The sequence below is a fragment of the Pseudoalteromonas issachenkonii genome, assembly GCF_002310795.1.
Classification (GTDB): Bacteria; Pseudomonadota; Gammaproteobacteria; order Enterobacterales; family Alteromonadaceae; genus Pseudoalteromonas; species Pseudoalteromonas tetraodonis.
Genome location: NZ_CP011030.1, coordinates 2,499,061 through 2,522,319, shown reverse-complemented (window position 1 = coordinate 2,522,319; position 23,259 = coordinate 2,499,061). Strand labels below are relative to the sequence as shown.

Annotated in this window: 21 protein-coding genes, 1 tRNA gene and 1 pseudogene; 19 read left to right on the top strand and 4 right to left on the bottom strand. The window is 39.7% G+C overall.

Going from position 1 to position 23,259, the window contains the following annotated elements:
• Positions 1 to 52: 52 nt before the first annotated feature.
• Together eno and PISS_RS11735 are read left to right on the top strand one after the other, a co-directional pair.
• Positions 53 to 1,351 carry a phosphopyruvate hydratase gene (gene eno, locus PISS_RS11740; RefSeq protein ID WP_013465624.1) on the top strand — a complete coding sequence of 433 codons (1,299 nt, stop codon included), beginning with the start codon at positions 53 to 55 and terminating at the stop codon, positions 1,349 to 1,351.
• A gap of 143 nt (positions 1,352 to 1,494) precedes the next feature.
• Entirely contained in the window at positions 1,495 to 2,469 is a 975-nt protein-coding gene (locus tag PISS_RS11735; protein ID WP_013465623.1) for a prolyl hydroxylase family protein, read from the top strand.
• 13 nt (positions 2,470 to 2,482) lie between these two features.
• Here the strand turns inward: PISS_RS11735 and mutH are convergent, their stop codons facing one another.
• Complete coding sequence (gene mutH / locus PISS_RS11730) at positions 2,483 to 3,154, bottom strand: DNA mismatch repair endonuclease MutH (protein WP_013465622.1); 672 nt, start codon at positions 3,152 to 3,154, stop codon at positions 2,483 to 2,485.
• 529 nt (positions 3,155 to 3,683) lie between these two features.
• Here mutH and rppH point away from each other — a divergent pair.
• The 17 genes from rppH (at position 3,684) to PISS_RS11645 (ending at position 19,660) form a co-directional block, all read left to right on the top strand.
• Entirely contained in the window at positions 3,684 to 4,202 is a 519-nt protein-coding gene (rppH, locus tag PISS_RS11725) for an RNA pyrophosphohydrolase (RefSeq protein ID WP_013465620.1), read from the top strand.
• Positions 4,203 to 4,225: 23 nt separating this feature from the next.
• Positions 4,226 to 6,490 (top strand): phosphoenolpyruvate--protein phosphotransferase, encoded by a 2,265-nt coding sequence (gene ptsP, locus PISS_RS11720; protein ID WP_058155119.1) that lies wholly within the window; start codon positions 4,226 to 4,228, stop codon positions 6,488 to 6,490.
• A 65-nt stretch (positions 6,491 to 6,555) separates the two neighbouring features.
• Positions 6,556 to 7,365, top strand: a complete 810-nt coding sequence (locus PISS_RS11715; protein ID WP_013465618.1) for a sulfite exporter TauE/SafE family protein — start codon at positions 6,556 to 6,558, stop codon at positions 7,363 to 7,365.
• Positions 7,366 to 7,377: 12 nt separating this feature from the next.
• Positions 7,378 to 8,181, top strand: coding sequence for a prolipoprotein diacylglyceryl transferase (lgt, locus tag PISS_RS11710; protein ID WP_013465617.1), 804 nt, complete (start codon positions 7,378 to 7,380; stop codon positions 8,179 to 8,181).
• 13 nt (positions 8,182 to 8,194) lie between these two features.
• Entirely contained in the window at positions 8,195 to 9,046 is an 852-nt protein-coding gene (locus PISS_RS11705) for a thymidylate synthase (protein WP_013465616.1), read from the top strand.
• 17 nt (positions 9,047 to 9,063) lie between these two features.
• Entirely contained in the window at positions 9,064 to 9,942 is an 879-nt protein-coding gene (galU, locus tag PISS_RS11700; protein ID WP_058155117.1) for a UTP--glucose-1-phosphate uridylyltransferase GalU, read from the top strand.
• 276 nt (positions 9,943 to 10,218) lie between these two features.
• A complete protein-coding gene (locus PISS_RS11695; RefSeq protein ID WP_198147829.1) occupies positions 10,219 to 11,070 on the top strand; it encodes an SPOR domain-containing protein in 852 nt (283 codons plus the stop codon).
• A 70-nt stretch (positions 11,071 to 11,140) separates the two neighbouring features.
• Positions 11,141 to 11,737 carry an SPOR domain-containing protein gene (locus PISS_RS11690; RefSeq protein ID WP_013465613.1) on the top strand — a complete coding sequence of 199 codons (597 nt, stop codon included), beginning with the start codon at positions 11,141 to 11,143 and terminating at the stop codon, positions 11,735 to 11,737.
• Between the two features lie 136 nt (positions 11,738 to 11,873).
• Complete coding sequence (locus PISS_RS11685; RefSeq protein ID WP_013465612.1) at positions 11,874 to 12,464, top strand: DUF4402 domain-containing protein; 591 nt, start codon at positions 11,874 to 11,876, stop codon at positions 12,462 to 12,464.
• A gap of 39 nt (positions 12,465 to 12,503) precedes the next feature.
• Complete coding sequence (locus PISS_RS11680; protein ID WP_013465611.1) at positions 12,504 to 12,953, top strand: DUF4402 domain-containing protein; 450 nt, start codon at positions 12,504 to 12,506, stop codon at positions 12,951 to 12,953.
• A 21-nt stretch (positions 12,954 to 12,974) separates the two neighbouring features.
• On the top strand, positions 12,975 to 13,799 hold the full coding sequence (locus PISS_RS11675; protein ID WP_013465610.1) for a fimbrial biogenesis chaperone: 825 nt from the start codon (positions 12,975 to 12,977) through the stop codon (positions 13,797 to 13,799).
• A gap of 33 nt (positions 13,800 to 13,832) precedes the next feature.
• Positions 13,833 to 16,793, top strand: a complete 2,961-nt coding sequence (locus tag PISS_RS11670; protein WP_232311322.1) for an MSCRAMM family adhesin SdrC — start codon at positions 13,833 to 13,835, stop codon at positions 16,791 to 16,793.
• A gap of 18 nt (positions 16,794 to 16,811) precedes the next feature.
• Positions 16,812 to 17,474, top strand: coding sequence for an SPOR domain-containing protein (locus tag PISS_RS11665; RefSeq protein WP_013465608.1), 663 nt, complete (start codon positions 16,812 to 16,814; stop codon positions 17,472 to 17,474).
• A 67-nt stretch (positions 17,475 to 17,541) separates the two neighbouring features.
• Positions 17,542 to 18,135, top strand: coding sequence for a FlgO family outer membrane protein (locus tag PISS_RS11660; protein WP_013465607.1), 594 nt, complete (start codon positions 17,542 to 17,544; stop codon positions 18,133 to 18,135).
• A gap of 12 nt (positions 18,136 to 18,147) precedes the next feature.
• Positions 18,148 to 18,825: a FlgO family outer membrane protein gene (locus PISS_RS11655; RefSeq protein ID WP_013465606.1), complete on the top strand. Its 678-nt coding sequence runs from the start codon at positions 18,148 to 18,150 to the stop codon at positions 18,823 to 18,825.
• A gap of 8 nt (positions 18,826 to 18,833) precedes the next feature.
• Positions 18,834 to 19,511 carry a FlgO family outer membrane protein gene (locus tag PISS_RS11650; RefSeq protein WP_013465605.1) on the top strand — a complete coding sequence of 226 codons (678 nt, stop codon included), beginning with the start codon at positions 18,834 to 18,836 and terminating at the stop codon, positions 19,509 to 19,511.
• Positions 19,512 to 19,585: 74 nt separating this feature from the next.
• Positions 19,586 to 19,660: transfer RNA gene (locus PISS_RS11645), tRNA-Arg, on the top strand.
• A 332-nt stretch (positions 19,661 to 19,992) separates the two neighbouring features.
• On the opposite strand, the pseudogene PISS_RS11640 reads toward PISS_RS11645, so the two are convergent.
• The 3 genes and pseudogenes from PISS_RS11640 to PISS_RS11630 form a co-directional block, all read right to left on the bottom strand.
• Positions 19,993 to 20,397: pseudogene (locus PISS_RS11640) on the bottom strand (DUF1801 domain-containing protein).
• 318 nt (positions 20,398 to 20,715) lie between these two features.
• Entirely contained in the window at positions 20,716 to 21,648 is a 933-nt protein-coding gene (locus PISS_RS11635; RefSeq protein ID WP_058155114.1) for a DHH family phosphoesterase, read from the bottom strand.
• Positions 21,649 to 21,781: 133 nt separating this feature from the next.
• Positions 21,782 to 23,230 carry a dihydrolipoyl dehydrogenase gene (locus PISS_RS11630; RefSeq protein ID WP_058155113.1) on the bottom strand — a complete coding sequence of 483 codons (1,449 nt, stop codon included), beginning with the start codon at positions 23,228 to 23,230 and terminating at the stop codon, positions 21,782 to 21,784.
• Between the last annotated feature and the right edge of the window lie 29 nt (positions 23,231 to 23,259).

Below are 23,259 nucleotides of genomic sequence, written 5' to 3'. Positions count from 1 at the left end.
GGCTGGCCTAGGTTAGCCGTACTCACCATTTTGGGAATATAGAGGAATCAAGATGTCAGAAATCGTAAAAGTAATCGGTCGTGAAATTATGGACTCGCGTGGTAACCCAACTGTAGAAGCTGAGGTATATTTAGCTGATGGTTCATGGGGCCGTGCTGCTGCACCATCAGGTGCATCTACAGGAACTCGCGAAGCATTAGAATTACGTGATGGTGATAAAACTCGTTATTTAGGTAAAGGCGTATTAAAAGCGGTAGGTTTCATTAATAATGAAATTGCAGCGGCTTTAAAAGGTCAAAATGCACTTGCTCAAAGTGATGTAGACCAAGTAATGCTTGATTTAGATGGTACTGAAAATAAAGAAAAACTAGGTGCTAATGCTATTTTAGCGGTTTCACTTGCTAACGCAAAAGCGGCTGCACAATCTAAAAAAGTAGAGCTATACGAGCACATTGCTGACTTAAATGGCACGCCAGGTGTTTACTCTATGCCACTACCAATGATGAACATCATCAACGGCGGTGAGCACGCTGATAACTCAGTAGATATTCAAGAATTTATGGTTCAGCCAGTTGGTGCTGCTAATTTCCGTGAAGCATTGCGTATGGGTGCTGAAGTATTTCACAGCCTTGCAAAAGTGCTTAAAGCAGATGGTCATTCAACAGCTGTTGGTGACGAAGGCGGTTTTGCACCAAACCTTGCATCAAACGAAGCAGCACTTGCAGCAATTAAAGTGGCTGTTGCAAATGCCGGTTATGAGCTTGGTAAAGATATTACCCTTGCACTTGATTGTGCTGCCTCTGAGTTTTATGACAAAGAAGCAAATATCTACGACCTTAAAGGTGAAGGTAAAAAGTTTACCTCTGAAGAGTTTAACTACTTCTTAAAAGACTTAACTGAGCAATACCCAATTGTATCAATTGAAGATGGCTTAGATGAGTCTGATTGGGATGGCTTTGCTCATCAAACTAAACTAATGGGCGATAAAGTCCAATTAGTGGGTGATGACTTATTCGTAACCAATACTAAGATTTTAAAACGTGGTATCGACAATGGTATTGCTAACTCAATCTTAATTAAATTTAACCAAATTGGTTCACTAACAGAAACGTTAGCGGCAATTAAAATGGCGAAAGATGCTGGTTTTACAGTCGTTATTTCTCATCGCTCTGGTGAAACTGAAGATGCAACCATTGCTGATTTAGCGGTTGGTACAGCTGCAGGCCAGATCAAAACAGGTTCATTAAGCCGTTCAGACCGTGTTGCTAAGTACAACCAATTGCTTCGTATTGAAGAGCAATTAGGCGCTAAAGCACCGTACAATGGTTTAAAAGAAGTTAAAGGCCAGTAATTCTTTAATTTGTTTAAAATTATAAAAATCCTCGCTTATGCGGGGATTTTTAATCATAAATGCAAATATAACAGGTGGGTGGTTTATTGTTTGTAAATTTATTGTTACTTTAGGAGCGTATTAAAAATAACAATAAAATGATTATGAAAAATAACTATGTTACTCACCTCATAAATGCCAAATATCATGGCACGCTTCCTCCAAAACAAGAAATAGTGTCTTTTGCGCTAACAGCTCCTGAATTTGTTCACTATTGGTTATGTCATGCGGTTTCATCATCAACTTCTTCTCAGGAGCTAGCCATTGTTTTATGCTTAGCTAAGTATCATAAAATTGAAGCTCTTAAGGTTTTATCTCACTTTTGGCCAATCCGAACTGCTGATCCGCAAGTAACAATTAACTTTGAAAAACATATATCGGGCCTTCCTAAGACTATACAGCAGGGTATTGAAACCGATTTAATAGGGTTGTGGAGTAGCTTAATTATGCCATTGAATATTCAATCCTCTGAACAATCATTACCTGTGACAACATTAGAAACGCAACTAACGAATGAATTAGCGCAGGAGATTATAAAGCTTGCTAATAATAATTTAAATTTAGCTGGGGTGTATGCTGAAAACTCTACAAGACAAAAAGTTATAGACATCAGAGACAATGAGCAGCTTATAACACAATTACCAGTCGATAATATTTTAATAGCTATATTACAGCGCATCATATGTTCAGACGACTATGCTGACTTAGCATATGCTGAGCCTATGATTATTTATCGTTATACTCAAGGTCAGCAATACAAATGGCACTATGATTTTATTACACCTTCAAATGAAAATGCTAAAAAAGAACTTAATTTTTTTGGTCAAAGACGGCGAACACGTATTATAAATTTAAATGACGGATTTGAAGGTGGAGAAACCGCCTTTAAAGACTGGAATGTAAGTGTTAAAGCCAAGCAAGGACAAGTAATTAAATTTAATAATATGATTGGTAATCAGGTAGATAAAAACTCAGTACATAGTGGAAAACCCGTATTATTAGGTGAAAAGTGGATTTGTACCCTTTGGATGCGAGAAAAACCTTTTTGGTTACGCGAATCTATTTGGTGCAAAAATTAATACCGACAAATAATTACAACTGAAACTGCTGTTTTAATATCTCTTTTGTAAAACTGGTTTTCAAATAAAAGCCACGGGGCAGGGTTTGTATAATTTGCCCGTTGGGGCCTATGGCATCGGTAACTACTTTGCTATTAGCGGCTTTTGGCCGTATTTGCATGGCGTCGCCTAAATGCCCTGATATTTCATCTACCCGACCAAGCGCTATAAGCTCCATTTGCTCTTCCCAGTCTCGCTGTAATTGCGCATCTTGCGCAGGGGAGGGTTGCCACAAAAAGCCACTGCCTATGGTTCTATCAAACGGAGCAATATCGCGCTCACTTAAAATAGGTAACCATAAAACATGATTCAACTTTTTACGTACACTACTTGTGTGCCACGTCATGCCAGTTACATTCATTAACGGGGTGACCGACACAAAGGTAGTTTCTAGCGGTTTACCTTTATATGAAATAGGCAATGTTTTAAGTTCTATGCCTAAATCCTCAAAGTCGGGTAGCGGTTTTGACCCAGCACTTGCGCCTAATACATACTCAATCAGTTGACCTGTCCAGCCTTTTTCACGCAATAAATCATCTGGCGTTTTAAAGTGGTACTGCTGTGCAAGTTGTCCTAGTGTGAGTCCTGCAATAGCATCGACACGTTGCATTAATTGATTGATTGAATGAGGTTTTAAAGGTTGCATACTGTTTATTTTAGTTGAATAAATACCAACGCCATGATAGCAAATTAGTGTGTTAGTGGATATCTTTAGCGGTTGGTTGAATTTTGTTCGTGCTGTGTGTGGTGCAATTTTATGCACTGTTTTAAAACGCCAAGCTTAACTAAGTAACTGAACTGCATTGTTTTTTTTGTTTTTAGTGTTCAGTTTTAATTAAGGTCTATAAATGTTGTAAGGATAAATACAGATGTATAAACATGTTTATCCACAGATTCTGTGGAGAACATCACCTTTTAGATCTTGTATTGTGGATTTGTTTGCTAAATGAGCGTGTTTTACAAAAGTTATGCACAAGCTGTGAGTAACCAGCACAAACAGTGTGGTTTTTATGTATTTATACATGGCAGTGTTGTTTGTTATTCACATGCAATGGATTTCGCTATTAATTTGCCTTAACCGAGGACGTTAACGGGGCTTGTACGTAATAGTATTTGCCGTATTGCAGCTAATGTGGAACAATCATAAAAAATCGACTTACAAATGAGGCACTAAGGTGATTGATGCCGAAGGTTTTCGTGCCAATGTCGGAATTGTAATTTGCAATAATCAGGGGCAAGTGTTTTGGGCCAGACGCTATGGTCAACATTCTTGGCAATTTCCCCAAGGCGGTGTTGATGATGGTGAAACACCAGAACAAACTATGTACCGTGAATTACACGAAGAAGTAGGTTTGCGACCAGAAGATGTAGAAATAGTTGCAAGCTCAAAACATTGGTTACGCTATAAATTACCCAAACGATTAATCCGCCGCGACTCAAGTCCGGTGTGTATTGGGCAAAAACAAAAATGGTTTTTACTGAAGTTACGCTGTAAAGATGAAGATGTAAATTTACTAAAAACGCACCATCCTGAATTTGATGATTGGCGGTGGGTGAGTTATTGGTATCCAGTAAGGCAGGTAGTATCGTTTAAACGGGATGTTTATCGACGTGTTATGAAAGAGTTTGCTCCTTTTGCTATGCCCTTCAATAAGCGAGAGCAACAAAAAGACAATTGGCGAAGCAAAAGGTAGTTTTACATAAAAAGGAGCAGTGTATGCTGGCAACACTCAGATCGATAGCTGAGTCTGTTTCGCAACAAGCGAATTTAGACGATGCGTTAGTGTGCTTTGTGAAAATGGTAAAAGATGCCATGAATACCCAGTGCTGCTCCATTTATTTTGCCGATTACAGTCAAGATAACTTTGTACTAATGGCCAGCGAAGGGTTAAACCCCGATGCGGTGGGTAAATTTAGAATTGGCTTTACTGAAGGACTTGTTGGGCTAGTTGCTCAGCGCGAAGAGGCGATTAACATTGCGTTTGCTAAATCGCATCCTCGCTTTAAACTCTCCCCAGAAGTGAACGAAGAAGGCTACAACGCTTTTTTGTCTGTGCCTGTTGTTCATCAAAAAAAGGTATTAGGCGTTATTGTTGTGCAACAGAAAATGGCTCGAGTATTTTCTCAAGATGAAGAGTCGTTTTTAATTACACTCTCAGCGCAGTTAGCTTCACAGCTTGCGCATGCCGAAATAAAAGAAGTATTGCGCCAAGATGAGTCGTCTCATCAAACATCGGTTTTAAAAGGGGTGTCTAGTGCGCCAGGCATTAGTATTGGTAAAGCCTTTGTTGTTATTCCTAAACTTAATTTTAAGTCCATAGAGCTTACTAAAAATAGTGATGTGAATGAACAACGCCGTTTATTCACGCAAGCGGTTGCTGCAACGCGCAAGGAATTTAGCACCTTATCGATGACATTAAGCGATACCATACCGCAAGAAGCGTTGGCGGTGTTTGATGTGTATCAGCAATTATTGGATGCTAAAAGCTTAGGTCATAATGTAGAGGCACAATTACAAGAAGGTTGGTGTGCAAAAAGTGCATTAAAAATTGTGATTGAACGTTTAGTTGCACAGTTTAATGAAATGCAAGACCCTTATATTAAAGAGCGTGCGGTTGATGTTAAAGACATTGGCTTACGGGTGCTTCATCACTTAGTGAACACTGAGCATGCAATAAAAGACTACCCTGAAAACACAATCCTCATCGCTCACACATTAACTCCTGCGATGTTAGCCGAAGTGCCAAATGAGCGTTTAGCAGGTGTGGTAAGCATTAATGGTTCAGCTAATAGCCATGCCTCTATTTTAACGCGAGCAATGGGGGTGCCTGCAATTTGGGGTATTGAAGATTTACCGTTATTGCAGTTTGATAACAAAGAAATGATTTTAGATGCTTTTGCTGGGCGTTTATATATTTCGCCTTCGCAAATGCTTATTGATGAGTATACCGAGTTACAACATCAAGATAACTTACTCAACAATCGTTTTTTAGAAGAGCAATCACTGCCTGCAATTACCTTGGACGGGGAGCATATTAGTTTATTGCTCAACGCAGGGCTTGAACTTAATACGCAACAAAATAGTGCCCATATTTGTGATGGTGTTGGTCTTTACAGAACCGAAGCGTGGTTTATGCAAAAAGGGCAGTTTCCATCGCAACAAGAACAAGAAAAATGGTATCGCGAAGTACTCAGTAGCTATTATCCTAACCCCGTAGTTATGCGAACGTTAGATATTGGTGGCGACAAAGTTTTAGATTATTTTAATATTACCGAAGAAAACCCGTTTTTAGGATGGCGTGGTATTAGAATTAGCCTAGATCATCCTGAGCTTTTTTTAGATCAGCTCAAAGCCATGCTCAAAGCGAATATTGGCTTAGGTAATTTAAAAATAATGCTGCCTATGATCAGTGGCACTGATGAAGTTGAAGAGTCGCTGGCATTGTATAACCAAGCCTATTATGAGTTAAGCGAAACATTTCCTGAGCAATTAATAGTAAAGCCAGATATTGGCATTATGCTTGAGGTACCTTCAAGTGTATTTATGCTGCCAGAGTGGTCTAGAAAAGTCGATTTTTGCTCAGTGGGTAGTAACGATTTAACTCAGTATTTATTAGCGGTAGATAGAGCAAATGCCCGTGTGGCCGATTTATTCAATCCTTATCATCCAGCTGTGTTACGTGTATTAAATAATATTGCCAGCGAATGTGAGCACTATGAATTGCCCTTTAGTTTATGTGGTGAGCTTGGCGGCGATCCCGAGGGAGCAATATTACTCATTGCCATGGGCTATAGACGTTTAAGTATGAACTTATCGTCGTTAAATAAAGTGAAATGGGTGCTTAGGCGCTTAAATGTTAGTGACATGGAACAATTACTGAGCGAGTGTTTAGCACAGCCCAATGCTAAACAAGTGTTGCGTTTAACCCGTAATTTTATGATAGAGCATCAGCTAGGTAATTTATTTTATACACCTAAATGATAGAGCTGTTATTGTTTATATAATCAATTAAAATATACATATTCTTAAATGTATTAGAGATAACTATGTATGAACTAGGACTTCTAGTTGCAAGTTGTGCGTTATTAGGTTGCATTGTTGGTTTTTTAGCAGGACTTCTAGGCATAGGCGGTGGTTTAATCATTGTGCCGGTGCTAACGAGCTTGTTACTGGGTTTTAATGTGGCCGCTGCCGATCATGTATTGGTTATCGCTATTGCGACATCTTTAGCCTCTATTTTATTTACCTCGACTTCTTCAGCGTTAGCTCATCATAAAAATGATAATGTGCCTTGGAAAATTGCCCCTTGGGTAATGTCGGGTGTGGCCATTGGCGCCTTGATTAGCGGCTTTGCTGCCAGCTTTATACCTGAGAAAATGTTACGAACCGTGTTTGCGGTGAGTGTGGTTTTTATTGCTATGAGAATGGTGCTTTCTGCCCGTAATAAAGTGAGCGTAGGTCACCCGATGCCTGCAGGCCCCGTGCTAGGAAGTATTAGTGCGATAATGGGGGCACTATCTGGGTTGATTGGGATTGGCGGTGGCGCACTACTTGTGCCTATGTTGCACTATTTTTCGGTTGATATTAAAAAGGCAATTGGTTGCGCTGCTGCATGTGGTATTGTAATTGCCTTTTTTGGCTCTATTGGTTATGTCAGCGCCGGTTGGCAAGTAACTGACTTAGCGCATGGTTTTATGGGATTTGTTTATTTACCTGCATTGTTAGGGATTGTTGTTACCTCATGGTTTATAGCGCCAATAGGCGCCAAAGCAACGCATTACTTACCTGTGAATACAATTAAGAAAGTTTTCGCGATGTTACTTGTTATCATCGCTATTAAAATGGTTTTTAGCTAAAGGTTTATTTTTATGGCACTGGAGTTTCCTCAAATTGATCCAATAATTTTTTCTATTGGGCCACTTAGCGTTCGTTGGTATGGATTAATGTACTTAATTGGTTTTGCGTTTGCGATGTGGTTTGCTAATCGTCAAGCTAATAAGTCCGGTTCAGGTTGGACTAAAGACGAAGTCAGCGATTTACTCTTTTACGGCATGCTGGGCGTTATATTAGGTGGGCGTATTGGTTATGTTCTGTTTTATCAATTTAGCTATTTTATCGAAAACCCCTTATATTTGTTTAGAATAGACCAAGGTGGCATGTCGTTTCATGGTGGAACACTGGGGGTGATCACTGCAATTGCTATTTTTGCTTACAAGCGTAAAAAATCGTTATTACAAGTCGGTGATTTTGTAGCACCTTTAGTGCCTGTTGGTTTACTGGCTGGGCGTATAGGTAACTTTATTAACGGCGAATTATGGGGGCGTACCACTGATGTTCCGTGGGCAATGGTGTTTCCAACCGGAGGCCCGCTTGCACGCCACCCTTCACAACTTTACGAAGCTTTTTTTGAAGGGCTTGTATTGTTTGTCATATTATTGTGGTTTATTAAGCGTCCACGTCCTGCGGGAAGTGTGTCGGGTTTGTTTTTACTGGGTTACGGCGTATTTAGATTTTGTATTGAATATTTTCGCCAACCAGATGCGCAATTGGGGCTATTTGCTGATTTCATTTCTATGGGGCAAATTCTATCGTTACCAATGATAATTGGCGGGTTAGGCTTACTTATTTGGGCCTATAAACAACCACTATCAAAAACAGCGGCAAAAGCTTAAAAGAAGAAGTTAGATGAAACAATATTTAGAATTATGTCAGCGCATTGTTGACCAAGGACAATGGATTGAAAACAAGCGTACCGGTACACGTTGTTTAACGGTTATAAACGCTGATTTAGAATACGATGTGGCTAATAATCAGTTCCCAATGATCACTACGCGAAAAAGCTATTACAAAGCGGCTATTGCTGAATTATTAGGTTATTTAAGAGGCTATGACAGTGCTGAGCAGTTTCGCAATATAGGTTGTAAAACCTGGGATGCTAACGCCAATGAAAATAGTGCCTGGCTCAATAATCCTAATCGTAAAGGTGAGGATGATATGGGGCGCGTTTATGGCGTGCAAGGACGAGGCTGGCAACGCCCTGATGGTTCAACACTGGATCAACTTGCAAAGGTCATCAATAATTTAAAAAATGGCATTGATGATCGCGGCGAAATTATTACCTTTTACAACCCAGGTGAGTTTGAGCTTGGCTGCTTGCGCCCATGCATGCATACGCATACCTTTTCATTACTAGGCGATACCCTGTATTTAACTTCGTACCAACGAAGTTGTGATGTACCGTTAGGGCTAAACTTTAATCAAATTCAATGTTTTGTTTTATTGGCACTGGTTGCACAAATTACTGGCCACAAAGCAGGTAAGGCATATCATAAAATCACCAATGCCCACATTTACGAAAATCAGCTAGATTTAATGCGAGACGTGCAATTAAAGCGCGAGCCATTTGCTTCTCCTCAATTAAAAATTAACCCAGAGATTAAGTCGCTCGAAGATATAGAAACATGGGTAACACGTGATGATTTTGAGGTGGTTGGTTATCAATGCCACGAGGCTATTCAATACCCATTTTCAGTTTAAAAAATAAGGAGAGCATAATGAAAGCAGTGATCCCCGTAGCCGGCCTTGGAACACGTATGTTACCGGCAACTAAAGCAATTCCAAAAGAAATGCTGCCCGTTGTAGACCGTCCACTCATTCAATACGTTGTTAGCGAAGCGGTTGCCGCTGGTATTAAAGAGATAGTGCTAGTAACGCATTCGAGTAAAAACTCGATTGAAAACCATTTTGATACCAGCTTTGAACTAGAGGCAACATTAGAGAAACGTGTAAAGCGGCAATTACTTGCCGAAATACAGTCTATTTGCCCTAAAGATGTGACCATTATTCATGTACGTCAAGGTGAAGCAAAAGGCCTAGGCCATGCTATTAACTGTGCCGCCCCTATTATTGGCAATGAACCTTTTGTGGTTATTTTACCCGACGTTATTATTGATGATGTAGAAAGTGACCTAACAAAAGACAACTTAGCTGAAATGATTACTCGCTTTGAGCAAACTAAACACAGTCAAATTATGGTAGAGCCAGTCCCTAAAGATGACGTAGATAAATTTGGTGTTGTGGATTTAGGTGATGTTGAGTTAAACCAAGGTGAAAGCTCACCCATTCAAAGCATGGTAGAAAAACCACCCGTTGACGAGGCACCTTCAAACCTTGCTGTGGTTGGTCGTTACGTGTTGAGTAAAAATATTTGGTCATTACTGGCTAAAACCCCTCAAGGTGCTGGTGATGAAATTCAGCTAACAGATGCAATAGCCATGCTTATGCAAGATGAAAAAGTAGATGCCTACGCAATGAAAGGCCGAAGCCATGATTGTGGCAGTAAAATTGGTTATTTAAAAGCAACCATTGAATTTGCTCTTCGTCGTGATGAATTCGCCGGTGAGCTTAAAACGTTTATTAAAACGTTAATTTAAATAAACTTATCATTATTAGAAGCGCCTATATGGCGCTTTTTTTGATTGTAAAATAGTTTTTTTAATATTTTAAATTATCACTATTTTTGCACTTATACAGACATATTTAACATTGTGTTGTAATCTTTATGTTAACCCAAGTTGTTTTGTTGTTAACGTGCTTTGTTGATTCAATTGAAAATTGACTTAATTGAGCGGTCTAAACTATTGAAAGAGAAACAATCGATGTGTGAATACAGCAAAAAGTATCACCGATATCTATTAGTCGTATTACTGTTGTTATTAAGTACTGGTTGTACGATATCGCCTGATAAAACATCATTAAATGAACAAGTTAATGATTCACCTGAATATGTAACTATCACTGCACTTGAGCTTGCTCAACTAAAAGATGCCGCCTTGCAATGGCAGCAAGCACGCTCTGGCATAGAGCGGCTATTAAAGTTAGAACGTGAGCTCACATATTTAGTTGATCACCTAGATATTATTAACAGTAAAGCAATAGCGCAATCTAATCAGGCTGTTAGCAATCGTTATGCTCGCTCAGTAATAAACACAAAGGCGCCGCCAAATCTTAAGTATGGTAATAATTACGCAAGCACCTCAGATAAAGTTGAACGACCAAGGCAAAGGTATAGTAATCGCTACGCAAAATCCTCTAAAGGGGACGCTCCATACAATCAGCGACACAGTAGTCGCTATGCTAGCGTGCCTACAAAAATGATTACAGCCCCTCCAAAAAGCTACAGTAAGCACGCTGTTAGTTTGCCTGTGAAAGCAACGAACTCAATTGTGAAGAAAAAAGTATTCCCTCAAACATCGAAGCTAACAAAAGTGGCAATGGTTGATACCAACAAAAAAGTATTTGCATTGCAGGTTGCGTCACTCGATTCACAAGAGAGTGTTGCTAAAGAATGGAAGCAAATTAACAAAAAAGCAGCGCCTTTGTTTAAGGACAAAATCACGACAAATATTGAAAAAGCAAAGGTTAATAACAAAATCTATTATCGACTAAAATTAGGTGAGTATTTTAACTTTAAAAGTGCAGAGGATGATTGCGAGGTATTTAAATTTTATAAAGTTGACTGTTTTGTGAGTAACTACACTGACGGACCAATCAGGTTATAAAACAATATTACTTGGCGCTTTTATTGCATAATAGCTTTAGATAGCTAGTCTTTTGTAATGGGTGCCTAAAGTGAAACTTTATTTAATAACATTATTAATACCATTTGCATTAGCTGGTTGCAGCAACCAGCTAATGCCTTCAGATTCACAAAGCGATAAGCTTGTGCGTGAAAAAGATATAAAACCTTACCTAGAGCAATGGGATAACAACAAAGAGCAAATAGCGCGCTTAAGCACCATGGAAGAAGACTTATCGTTATTGATTCAAGCGCTTTCTGCACAAACAGATATTGATACCGTACCAGAGCCGATGAAAGAGAAAGTTAAACGTGTTGAGTATGGCTCTAAGCAATCGTTACAACCCTCATCAGAAACCGCTTTAGCTGATAACACTACCAGTACAAACAAAGCAATGTACGGTGTGCAAATTGGACGTTATTTAATTTCTAACGGAGCCAAAAGGCAAGTGGAGCGACTAAAAGAGCAATACCCTCAATTAAACAGTATTTTGCAATACCGCATTAATGAGCAACAAAAAGAATCAAGTACCTTTTATAGTGTTGTAGCAGGCCCGCTAAAAAATCAACAACAGGCGGCGCAGTTGTGTTTGTTTTTTTATAAGATGGGTAATAAATGTACGTTAGCGGCATTTTCAGAGGATGTTTAAGGTTTTTTTCGCTTATTTTTGCATCCTGTTATTATAAATCAAAATAAAGTAAATATTTTCTAACTTTTTAGTGATTTTGGCCGATACTTAAATTAACCTGAACAAAAGGTTAACAACTTATATCTAAGGGAAAACTATGAACAAAATATTTACTAAAGCAGCGTTTGCTGCATCAATGACTGTTCTTTCTTTCGGTGCGGCTGCAGAAACTGCTTCTTTTCAAGCGGGTGTTACAGTTCAAAACGCATTCACCTTTACGAATGATGCACCACTAGATTTTGGTACAATCAGGGCTTCAGGTGATTTAACGGGGACGGAGACTGCAACACTAGTATTAGCCGCAAACCCTGCTACTGCTCCTACAACGGCTTCTACAGATGCAACCGCAGCTGAAATTGCAATTTTAGTAGCAGGTACACCAGCTTCTTTTTCTGTTTCTGGTGTTTCTCCTTTTGGTACATTGACCATTACAAATCCGACTGAAACTGCGATTGCGCCTGATACAGCACCTGCGGGCACTGCTGCATTTACTTTGGGCACTCCAACGTATTATGTGTTAACCGGTGCTACGCCTAATAGCGCAGCTACAACGACCATTCAGGTTGATTCAAATGGTGAAGCAACTTTTAATTTTGGTGCAACATTAACCACAACAGGGGTTGCTGCAACTAGTGATTATATCGATGGATCATACAGTGGCACGTTTACATTAGAATTAAATTACTAATGGGCAAAGCCTGCTTTATTGTATAAAGCAGGCTACTTTATGAAATTATTTTTACTCATACTAGCAGCTTTCTTAACTACGGATTTATACGCACAAGTTACACCGCTTGAGCAATTGAATTTTGGTAAAATTGTTATCATTGATAATCAAAGTGTTAGCTCTATGACCTTGTTGCCCAGTAACACAAATACCTTAACCAATAAGATATATTTACTTGAAAAAGGCCATGCAGCCGAATTGTTGCTTGAAGGATACCCTGCACGTATCCAGGTAAACGTGAGTGACTTTGTAAGTGATCAGCCCCTAAATAACATTTTTGGTGGCGCGCCACTGATTTTAAATCAACTCATTTATAATACGACCATTACAACCGATACCACAGGAACTGCTTTATTGAGAGTAGGGGGGCAATTAAGTACCTCGGGTGACGGAAATACTTATAAAGATGGTATCTTTGATACTACAATTGAAGTGACGCTAAATTATTAGACAACTAGAGATGTTGATTAAATGACAATAATAAAAACTTTTTTTATCTTAGTAAGCTTTATCTTAACTAGCTTCCATTCTTATGCAAACTTACTTATCTCGCCAACAAGAATCAATTTTGATGAGCGTCAACGTGTTGCTAAAGTTATTGTTGTTAATAACTCTAATGAAGCAAAAACTTATAGGTTGGAGTGGCAAGACAAAGTTGCACTAGCTGGCGGTGGGTATGCTAATTTAGCGGCTGATCAAGAAAGTTCATCTTCACTTAAAAATATGGTTAGGATCAGCCCATCGCAAGTTAGATTAGCACCAGGAGAAAGGCAGATTGTTAAGCTTGCTATTCGAAAGCCAAAAGGTTTAATAGAACAGGAATACCGTTCTCACTTAGCATTTAAAGCACTCCCTAATGAAGTTCAAAGTCAGCAACAAAGACTTGGTATTAATTTGAAATTACTATTAAGTTACACTATCCCTGTTATTTTGCGAAAAGGCGCTGAAAAACCTAATGTTAATATTAGCAATTTACAGCTTATACATAGCCCAGAAAAAAAAGCGCTTGAGATTGAAATTAAGCGAGAGGGGGGCTTTAGCTCTTTTGGCAAGTTAGAAGTTTTCTTTAAGCAAAAAGGAACGGATACAGAGAAAAAGATCGCTATGTTAAACGATTTTAGTATTTACCCTGAGCTAAAAACAACAACGGCGACGATACCAATTTTTGCAGATCAAAATATCCCGAAAAATGGTCAAATTCGCGTAATTTATACAGGGCTTAAAGAATATCGCGATACTATTTTTAGTGAAAAGGTTGCGCCAATTAATAATGCAATTATCGGTAACTTGAAATAGGCGATGTATTACTTTAAGCGCTCAAAGTGGTTGTTGATCATTTTTTTATCAATTGATCCATTATTAGCAGCAGAGCCTGACACTCAGGCCATTCTTGCTAGCATAAAAAAAATAGATAAAAAATGGCAGCAATACAACACTGGTCAAGCTGCAAATGAAAGAACAGAGCCCGAGCTTAATGTGCAGCAAGGTGAGGGCATCCCCGAAGGGGAGTTATTATTTTTTTCATCGTTCGTGAAAAAAAATTACCTGGGTGAAATGCTCGGGGTGAAAAGTAAAACCGGTGTATTAATAGATTTATTAAGTTTTTCAGAAAGCCTGGATTTTGCTATCGATATAAATAGCGATGACCTTATTGCTCAAGGCTGGTTTATTCGTGAAGATAATCAGTTTTATCTAGACCTAAATACAAATACAGTACAAATTAACGGCGTTAGATATTCATTTAACAGCCAACAAGCTTATGCTGAGAACGGCGATATGTTTGTTGATAGTAACTTGTTAGCGCAGTGGTTTTCGTTAGATATTGATATTGAATATTCAGCACTTGAGCTAAATGTAAGCTCCCCTACCAAATTGCCTATAGAATTAAAACGCGAAAGAGAGCAGCGAGAAACTGTAACTAATAGAGAGTCACGTCAAGCAATCTTACCTTGGAAGGCCAGTCCATACAGCGCAATTTCATCGCCTCTTGCTGATGTGCAGCTTAGTGCAACTAAGAGTAATACGGATTCAGCGATAGGGTACTCTGTATTAGGATCAAATGACTTGGCCTATTTTAATACTCAGTATTTTTTTGCAGGACGAAAACAAGATTTACTATCTGATTCAAGATTATCATTTAGCCGTCAAAGTAAAGATGCACGCCTATTAGGTCCTTTAAATGCGACAACGGTTCAACTTGGAGATGTATTAGCAACTCAAGTCGGTAAACGATTTAATGGTAGTTACGCCAGAGGAGTAAAAGTTGATAACAAACCACTTTTTAAACAGGTTAATAGTAATCAAATTAACTTAACGGGTGCCATTCAACCAGGGTGGGATGTTGAGTTATATAGAAATGATGTACTGCTAGCGCAGCAGTTTAGCTTAGCTGATGGGCGCTATCTATTTGAAGACATTGATTTATTATTTGGCGCTAATAATTTTGAGCTGATTTTTTATGGTCCACAAGGACAAGTAGAGCGAAAAACAGAGCAATATTTTATAGATGGTAATAGTTTGTCAGCAGATGAATCGTTTTATGAGTTGTCAATTACTGAGCAAGGTGAGCAGTTATTCAATCAGTCACTTTATTCGACACAAGGCAAAGGTTGGCAGCTAGCGGGTCGTTATGAAACGGGATTAACTGATTATTTATCGGTTTATGCTGGTACATCAATATTAAATAGCAATTCGGGTGATAATGTTAACAATTATGCCTTTGGTTCAAACCTGAGTATATTTGATAAGGTATTACTTAATCTAGATTATGAAAAAAATAATAACGATGAAGATAAGCTAGAGGTCGCAGCTAGAGGTGAATTAGTTGGTCAATCGGTACGTTTAAGCCTGTCTCAAAACAATGAAAAAATAGTTGGTGATACAGATACAGCGAAAACTGAAAGTTATCAACTATACACGGCAGGAAAGTTATTTGATGAATCATTTGGAAGCTTGAGCTATCAAAATACGCTCGCCTATAACAACAGAGAATTTAGTGACTCATATTTAAGTGTTGATAATACCTTATCGTATAATTTAGGTGGTACCGTTGTTAGTAACAATTTAATTTGGCGAAAATTTGATTCTTTAGATGATGCAACAACACTTGGCAGTATGCGTCTTCAACATCGATTTGGTAAAACATACACTCGTTTTAGTGTTGACTACAGCGCAGACTCTGGTTCGACTATACTGGGTTACCAAGCAGAATTAAGCCGTAATTTATCTCAGAATTTGCAATCTGAATTCACACTAAGAAACTCTCGTATAAACGATTTAGTTTCTATGGAGTTGGGTCTAAATTGGCAAAGCGATAGTTTTAGCTTAAATAGCACAATGAGCTACGATGACGATGATAATTGGCGACTAGGTTTATTTAGTCGCTTTAGTATCGGTTTTGATACGAACACTGACGAGTACTTTTTAAGTAAAAGAAGCCTCGTAAATTCAGGGACTTTAATGGTTCGAGTTTTTCTTGATTCAAATAATAACAATATTCAAGATGATGGGGAAAAGGGAATTGAAGGCGTTAAGGTAAAAGGAGTTCAAAATTATCGCCGAGCTGTAACTAACGAAAATGGCTTAGCGATACTTAAAGGTATGCCGGCGAATAGAACAACCGACATAGTGATTGATCCTGCTAGTATTAGCGAGCCTTTTTTAGTTGCCGCCAACGATGGCTTTTCAATTACACCGCGTGCCGGTTTTGTTGAATATATGGAAATACCGCTTAATCACAGTAGTGAATTGGAGGGAACTGTTTACAAACAAGATGAGCAAGGCAGCAGTGAAGTACAGCCTTTTGCTACCGTAAAATTACTCGACAAACAAGGTAAGCAAGTGGCGCAAACGCAAGCTGCCTATGATGGCTATTATTTGTTTACCGATTTACGCCCTGGCGAATATAAAGCGGTTATAGATGATGAGTTTAAGCAACGTAAATCCTTAAAAGATACGCAACAGGTGGTGGTTAAATTACCAGCACAAGGTGAAGTGGTAATGGGCGTTGACTTTGAGCTTAAAGAAAAAACACAAACGCCAGCGTATATTGCTAATGCGGGTGGGTTTTCATCATTGCCGATTATGAAAGCGTATTATCAATTAATTAAGCGCCATCTAAATGAGCAATCAAAGCGTGATGCTTTTTATATTAAAGACGATAAACAAAAACGGTATATTTTAGCCGTCGCTTATGCCGAGTCTGCCCAAGGAGAGCTTGAACAAGTATGCGCAGAATTAAAAGTGAAGGGCTTGAACTGCCAAGTCCAAGCGCAACTTATTAGCCACTAATAACAATAAGGTTTAACCATGCAACATGCTAATTTATATAAACGCTATTCAATACTCATCGCCTGTATTGGTGCTCTTTTTATATCTGGATGCAGCAGTCCCAAAACAGCAGTGGAATCGCCTAAGCCTAAACAAGCCAGTGCAAGCCTTTCTGACGAGGAGTTAGCGCAGCTAAAAGCATCGTCTCAGCAGTGGCAAGCAGCCAAAGCAGGTGTTGAGCGTCTACTAGTGATTGAACAAGACTTAAAGCTATTAATAAGCCAATTAAATGCGGTGGCAAATCAAGACACCGCATCAACAAATACGCCTGTAGTACCAACAGCTAAAGCTTCAGCTGAAACGGTATCACCAAAAGTAGCACAAAAAGCTCAAGTGGCAACGAATGCAGCAGCTGATGAAAAACAAGCCGTTAAAGCGCTGTTTGCCCTCCAAGTTGCAGCCGTTACCGACAAAGACCGACTTAGCCAAAGTTTAAATCAAATAAAAGCCAGCGCATCTTCGTTATTTGAGGGGGAGTTTGTGGCGAATGTAGAAACTATCAACGTGAGTGGCATGACCTACTACCGTTTAAAGCTTGGGGCTTATCAGGAACAAGCGAATGCGGCTGCTGATTGCGATAAACTTAAACAGCGCCAAATCAACTGCATTGTGAGTCATTACACCCAGCAGCCTTTAAAATAAATATGTGACAAGGGTATTCGGCATAATAATTGCTTTGTTGTTATTATGTTTTTAGAGGATGGCAACTATGCGCCTTTTGTTACCCTTACTATTATTAAATTTAGCGGGCTGTAGTTTAACACCTCAGCCAAAGCCGAGTATAAGCACTGATGCGCCTAAAGCGGTTATGGCACCTTATACGGTGAACCAGTACGTAAGTAGCTTAAGTGCCCAGCTTAGCCATATTAAAGAGCCTTTTAAAAGCACTGCTTCAATTGCGGTCAGTAGCTTTTATTTAGCAGATGCCCTAGATTCTCACGTTGCTCAAGGACAGGGGGCAGGGCTTAGCCAGCAGATTCAGGAAAGCTTAATAACCCAATTCACCCAATTAGGTTATAACACGGTTGAATATCGGCTTGAAAACCAACTTAACTTATCAGCGAGTGCAGACTCAGTACTTAGCCGCAATACTGGCAACTTAAAGCAGCGTCAGATTATTGACTTTGTCATCACCGGTACTTTAACTCGCCAAGAGCATGCTTATATTGTTAATGCACGAATGGTAAATATGCAAACCAACCAAGTTGTATCTGCCGGCAGTACTGAAATTCCCATCAATGTGATGTGGAGCAATGAAAAAATACAGCAGCGCGGTGACTATATTTACCGCAGTGAATATTAATTAGGAGCACACATGAAACGCCTACTATTAACTTTATGTTTGCCACTAGGCTTTGGTTGTTCACAAATGACAAACCATAGTGACACACAAATTACCGACGATGCGCCTATGTTTTTTGAGCAACGCCCTGTAGCCGCACCTACACAAAGCGACTCGCTGTATCAAAATAAAACAGCAGTGATGAATAAAAACAAACAAGTTAACACGCCAACACGTAAAAATATTAATCATTATGTGCGTGGCATCATGCAAGACATGGCTGAAAATTTACAGTACGTAAATACTAAAACGCCATTAGCGGTATCAAGCTTTGTTTTTTTAGACCGTGACTACAACAATGCTGACTTAGTGGGTAATCAAATAGCAGAGAGCTTTATGCATGAGCTGCATAATTTTGGTGTACCGGTAATCGATTTTAAAACCACCGATTATATGCGTGTAACACCTGGCGGCGATTTTGTTTTTAGTCGCGACTACTTAGAGCTTAACCAAGAACAAAATTTTAGTTACGTATTAGCCGGCACGCTAGTAAACCACCAAGGTGGCATACTAGTAAACGCACGTATTGTTGGTTTAGCGAGTAAAGCGGTTGTAGGCTCTGCACAGGGCTTTATTCCGCAATCAGTGATCGACGCGTTAAATAGCAGTAACAGTGCTGATGGCATCATGCTAAAACAAGCGAGTAAGTGAGGTTTATCATGGCTAACTTAGCTAAGCGCTCAGCTATAATTAGCATAAGTGCATTATTAATATTACTTTCAGGCTGTAATTTACTTGGTGAATCTAGCATGGCCGAACCCGCTAAGGCTGAGCCTGAACAAACGGTGGTAAGTAACCTTGATTTTAACCAAATCATGGCGCAAATGCAGCGCAATGACGAGCAAGAGCAATATGCTGATACAACGCAATTTAACCCAAACAAGCACCACAAAAGTTTAGTTAACTACGTAGAGCAAATGGCACTTGATTTAACCGACACTATGCAAGTTGCCCCGCAAGATGCAGCGATTGCAGTTACGTCGTTCGTTGATTTAGACGCAAGTTTAACTACAGCAAGCCAGTTAGGTAATCAGTTATCAGAAACCTTTATACATCAGCTACAAAAGTTTGGTTACAGCGCCGTTGATTTTAAAACAGCCAATTTAATTACCGTAAATAAGCAAGGCGACTTTGCCTTTACACGAAACACTCGCAAACTTGCTGGTACCAGTATAGCCAGCCATGTATTGTCAGGCACCCTTATTTATAGAGAGGACGGGGTAGAAATAAACGCACGCGTTATTGATATTCAAAGCAAACGCTTAGCAGCCAGTAGCCGAACATTTATACCGCTTTACGTATTAAATAAAGAAGATATATATTTATCAAGCAATTAACTTAATTTGATGCTTGATATAAAAAACCAGATGCCGTTATAATTTCCAAACACCTAGTACTTAGCACCCAGCGTGGCCTCTTAGTTAAATGGATATAACGGCCCCCTCCTAAGGGGCAGTTGCAGGTTCGATTCCTGCAGGGGCTACCAATTAAATCAATGGGTTATTTTTTCTCTCTATTCCTATCCCAACTCTATGTAGTATATTTGTAGCAATGTCAGCTATGTGCCATGTGCGGATGAAAAGTGAATTTGAAAGCCTATTGGGTGGCGCCTTCGGCTTAACCAACCTACATTTTGACGTAGGTCGGATAAGTGGCGGAGCCACGCCATCCGACAAAAATGATGAATCTACCAGAAACAACTGCTTTACACTGTAAGTTAAACCACTCTATAACGACTATCGGTTGAACATTAGTAACGCTAAGCTAACGGGTAGTGACCAAAAGGAGCTAGTTTAGTGTCTTATATGTGACGACCTATTACGCGCCTAAAAGTGGCAAATGCTTTCGCTGCTGATAGGTTAAAGCTAGCTCTAAGCAGTTCTTGATTTCCGCCTCAGGCAACGAACTAGATAAACTTAATACGATTGCTCTATTACATTGAAATTCGAGTGTGTCATTGTGCAGCTCTCTAAATGTATCGATTAACTTAGTTTGGCAGTTGAAGAACAAGTAGTATTGGTTTGGCGATTCCAACTTCCAATCAGTTCTAATTGGACTGCCTGTTTTTACACTATAACTATGCTCACCCCATTTCAGTGACTCTTCGACTTCACCTAGCTCCAAATTGGATGCAAGCTTGAGGATTAAAGTTCGTAACTCCTCAAGTCATAGCCGAACTTTTTCGGGATATTCTTCGAAGCGATTTTTGACTACCTCGTCCATTGAAAGCTCCTATTCAAATAACAACTTTATCAGAGGACACTTGCCCTATTCTAGCGCGAAAACGTCCATATTTTATGAGCTTCTATTATTATTCTTGTAGCTTATCTGAGCGTATAAAAAAGAGGAAAGTTTTTTTCTTTCTTACTAAGTAAATGAAGACTCACCTCAATGTTCGGTGATCGCTCAAAGAAGCCCTCCATTAAATTCTGCATAATAAAAAAGCGAGCTATAATTAGCTCGCTCTATAAAATACTTTGCGAACCCCGAACCCCGAACCCCGAACCCCGAACCCCGAACCCCGAACCCCGAGGCTATAAATCAGCCATCACTGGTAATTGTAGCAATCAGCTCACTCAATACTTCTTCGGCTTTGCTGGTTTCTACTTGGCAAGTGCCGGCATTTAAATGGCCGCCGCCGCCGTATTTAAGGCATAACTCGCCAACATTAGTATTTGAGCTGCGGTTGGTGATTGATTTACCAATGGCGTACACCACGTTTTGCTTTTTAAGCCCCCACATTTTATGAATTGAAATATTACACTCGGGGAACATGGCGTAAATAACAAAGCGGTTAGTGGCGTAAATGGTTTCTTCTTCGGTTAAATTGAGTACCACTAAGTTGTCGTGTACTGATGAGCAGCGGTCTATTTGCTCTTTAGCTTGTGCGTTGTGCTCCTGATATAAAGCAACACGCTCGGCAACATCTTCCATTGCTAGTATTTGTTCTATGCTGTGATCTTTACAGGCGTCAATTAGCTTCATCATTAACTGGTAATTAGAAATTTTGAATTCACGAAAACGACCAAGTCCTGTGCGCGCATCCATAATAAAGTTCATCAGTACCCAGTCTGTTGGGTTTAAAATTTCGTCTTTTGAAAATTGTGCAGAATCCCCTTTATCAACGGCTTCCATCATGTCAGTTGAAATATTAGGGAATTTCTCTGCACCGCCATAATAGTCGTATACAACGCGTGCTGCAGAGGGCGCATCTGGGTCAATAATGTGGTTTTTTATATCGCTTGCGTTACGAACGGTTTCACTCAAGTGATGATCAAATGCAATATGACAACCGGCAACATAGGGGAGGTTAGTGGTAATGTCGTTGCTGGTAATGGCTATTTTACCGTCTTGCATGTCTTTTGGATGCACAAATAAAATATCGTCGATTAAGTCTAAATCTTTAAGTAATACGGCACACACTAGGCCGTCAAAATCGCTTCGAGTGACAAGTCTATATTTATTATTGCTCATTTTCGGTCCATTTTTGTTTGTTTATTAATCTGAGTGTAGCAGTTTAAACTCCATTTTATATACCAGTTTTTAACATAAAAAAAGCCAAAACAATGGTTTTGGCTTTGAGTAGCAAGTGTGTATTAGTGATGTGTTATGCGCCTGGGCCACATTCCATACAATGGTTAAGAATGTCTGGGCCAAATTTTAATTTAGCGTTTAAATCACGCAGTGCAGTGCGTAGACCTTCTTCAATAACAGGGTGATAAAAAGGCATATCTAGCATTTGCGGTACAGTCATTTTGTTTTGTACAGCCCATGCAAGTAAGTGTGCTATGTGCTCTGCTTGTGGGCCAATAAATTCAGCACCTAAAAATAAGCCGGTACCGTGCTCGGCATATACGCGCATGTGCCCTTTGTTTTTTAGCATAACGCGGCTGCGACCTTGGTTTTCAAAGCTAACTTCGCCTATCTCAAAGCAATCACAACTTCCTAAACGTTGGCTAATTTCTTTAAAGCTTTCACCAACCATGGCAATTTGTGGGTCGCTGAAAACGGCAGCTATTTTAGCGCGGCGTAAGCCTGCGCGCACACTTGGATAACGGCCTGCGTTTTGTCCGGCAATTGTTCCTTGATCAGATGCTTCGTGAAGCAGTGGGATCATGTTACTGGCATCACCGGCTATAAATATGTGTGAGTCGCCACATTGCATAGTATGGGCATCGGCCGTTGGTACGCCACGTTCATCAAGCTCTATGCCGGTGTTTTCTAACCCTAGCTTATCGGTGTTTGGTACTCGCCCAGTTGCAGCCAGTACATAGTCAAACTGCTCAGTATGTTTAACACCTTGCTTGTCGGTATAGGTTAGCTCTGCTTTATTACCTACTTTTTTCATGTCTGATACGTTTGAGTCGGTATCAACATAAAACTCTTCTGCAAATACAGTGTTAGCGTAATCTTTAACCACGGGATCGGTTAATGGGCCTATGGCACCACCTACGCCAAATAGTTTTACCTTTACACCCAATCTGTGTAACGCTTGGCCAATTTCAAGGCCTATAACGCCAGGGCCAAATACGGCCACTGATTCTGGTAAATCATCCCAGTCGAATACATCGTCATTTATAATCAGTCGGTCGCCAAAGTTATTAAATACGCCTGGGTAAGAAGGGCGTGAACCCGTTGCAATTACAAAGCGTTTGGCAGTAATAATGGTGTGGTCGTCTATTTGTACGCGGTTGGCGTCTAAAAATTGTGCATAGCCACGAATTTTATCTTCGCTAGGTATTTCATCTACCGCTTCTACTACGAATCCTGCAAAGCGATCGCGTTCACTTTTTACTCGTGCCATAACGGCTTTACCGTCAATAACCGGTTTTGAGCTGTGAACACCAAAGGCAGGGGCCATTACTATTGAATGGGCGGCTTCTGCTGCGGCAATCAATAATTTACTTGGCATGCAACCAACACGTGCGCAGGTTGTACCGTATGGGCCAGATTCAATCATAAGTACGTTTTGAGTAAATTGTTTAGCATTACGATAGGCACTTAAACCAGCGGTACCTGCACCTATAACAACAACGTCGGTTTGCAATTCTTTCATAGTGTTTTTCCTTTAGTAAACAGGGGCGT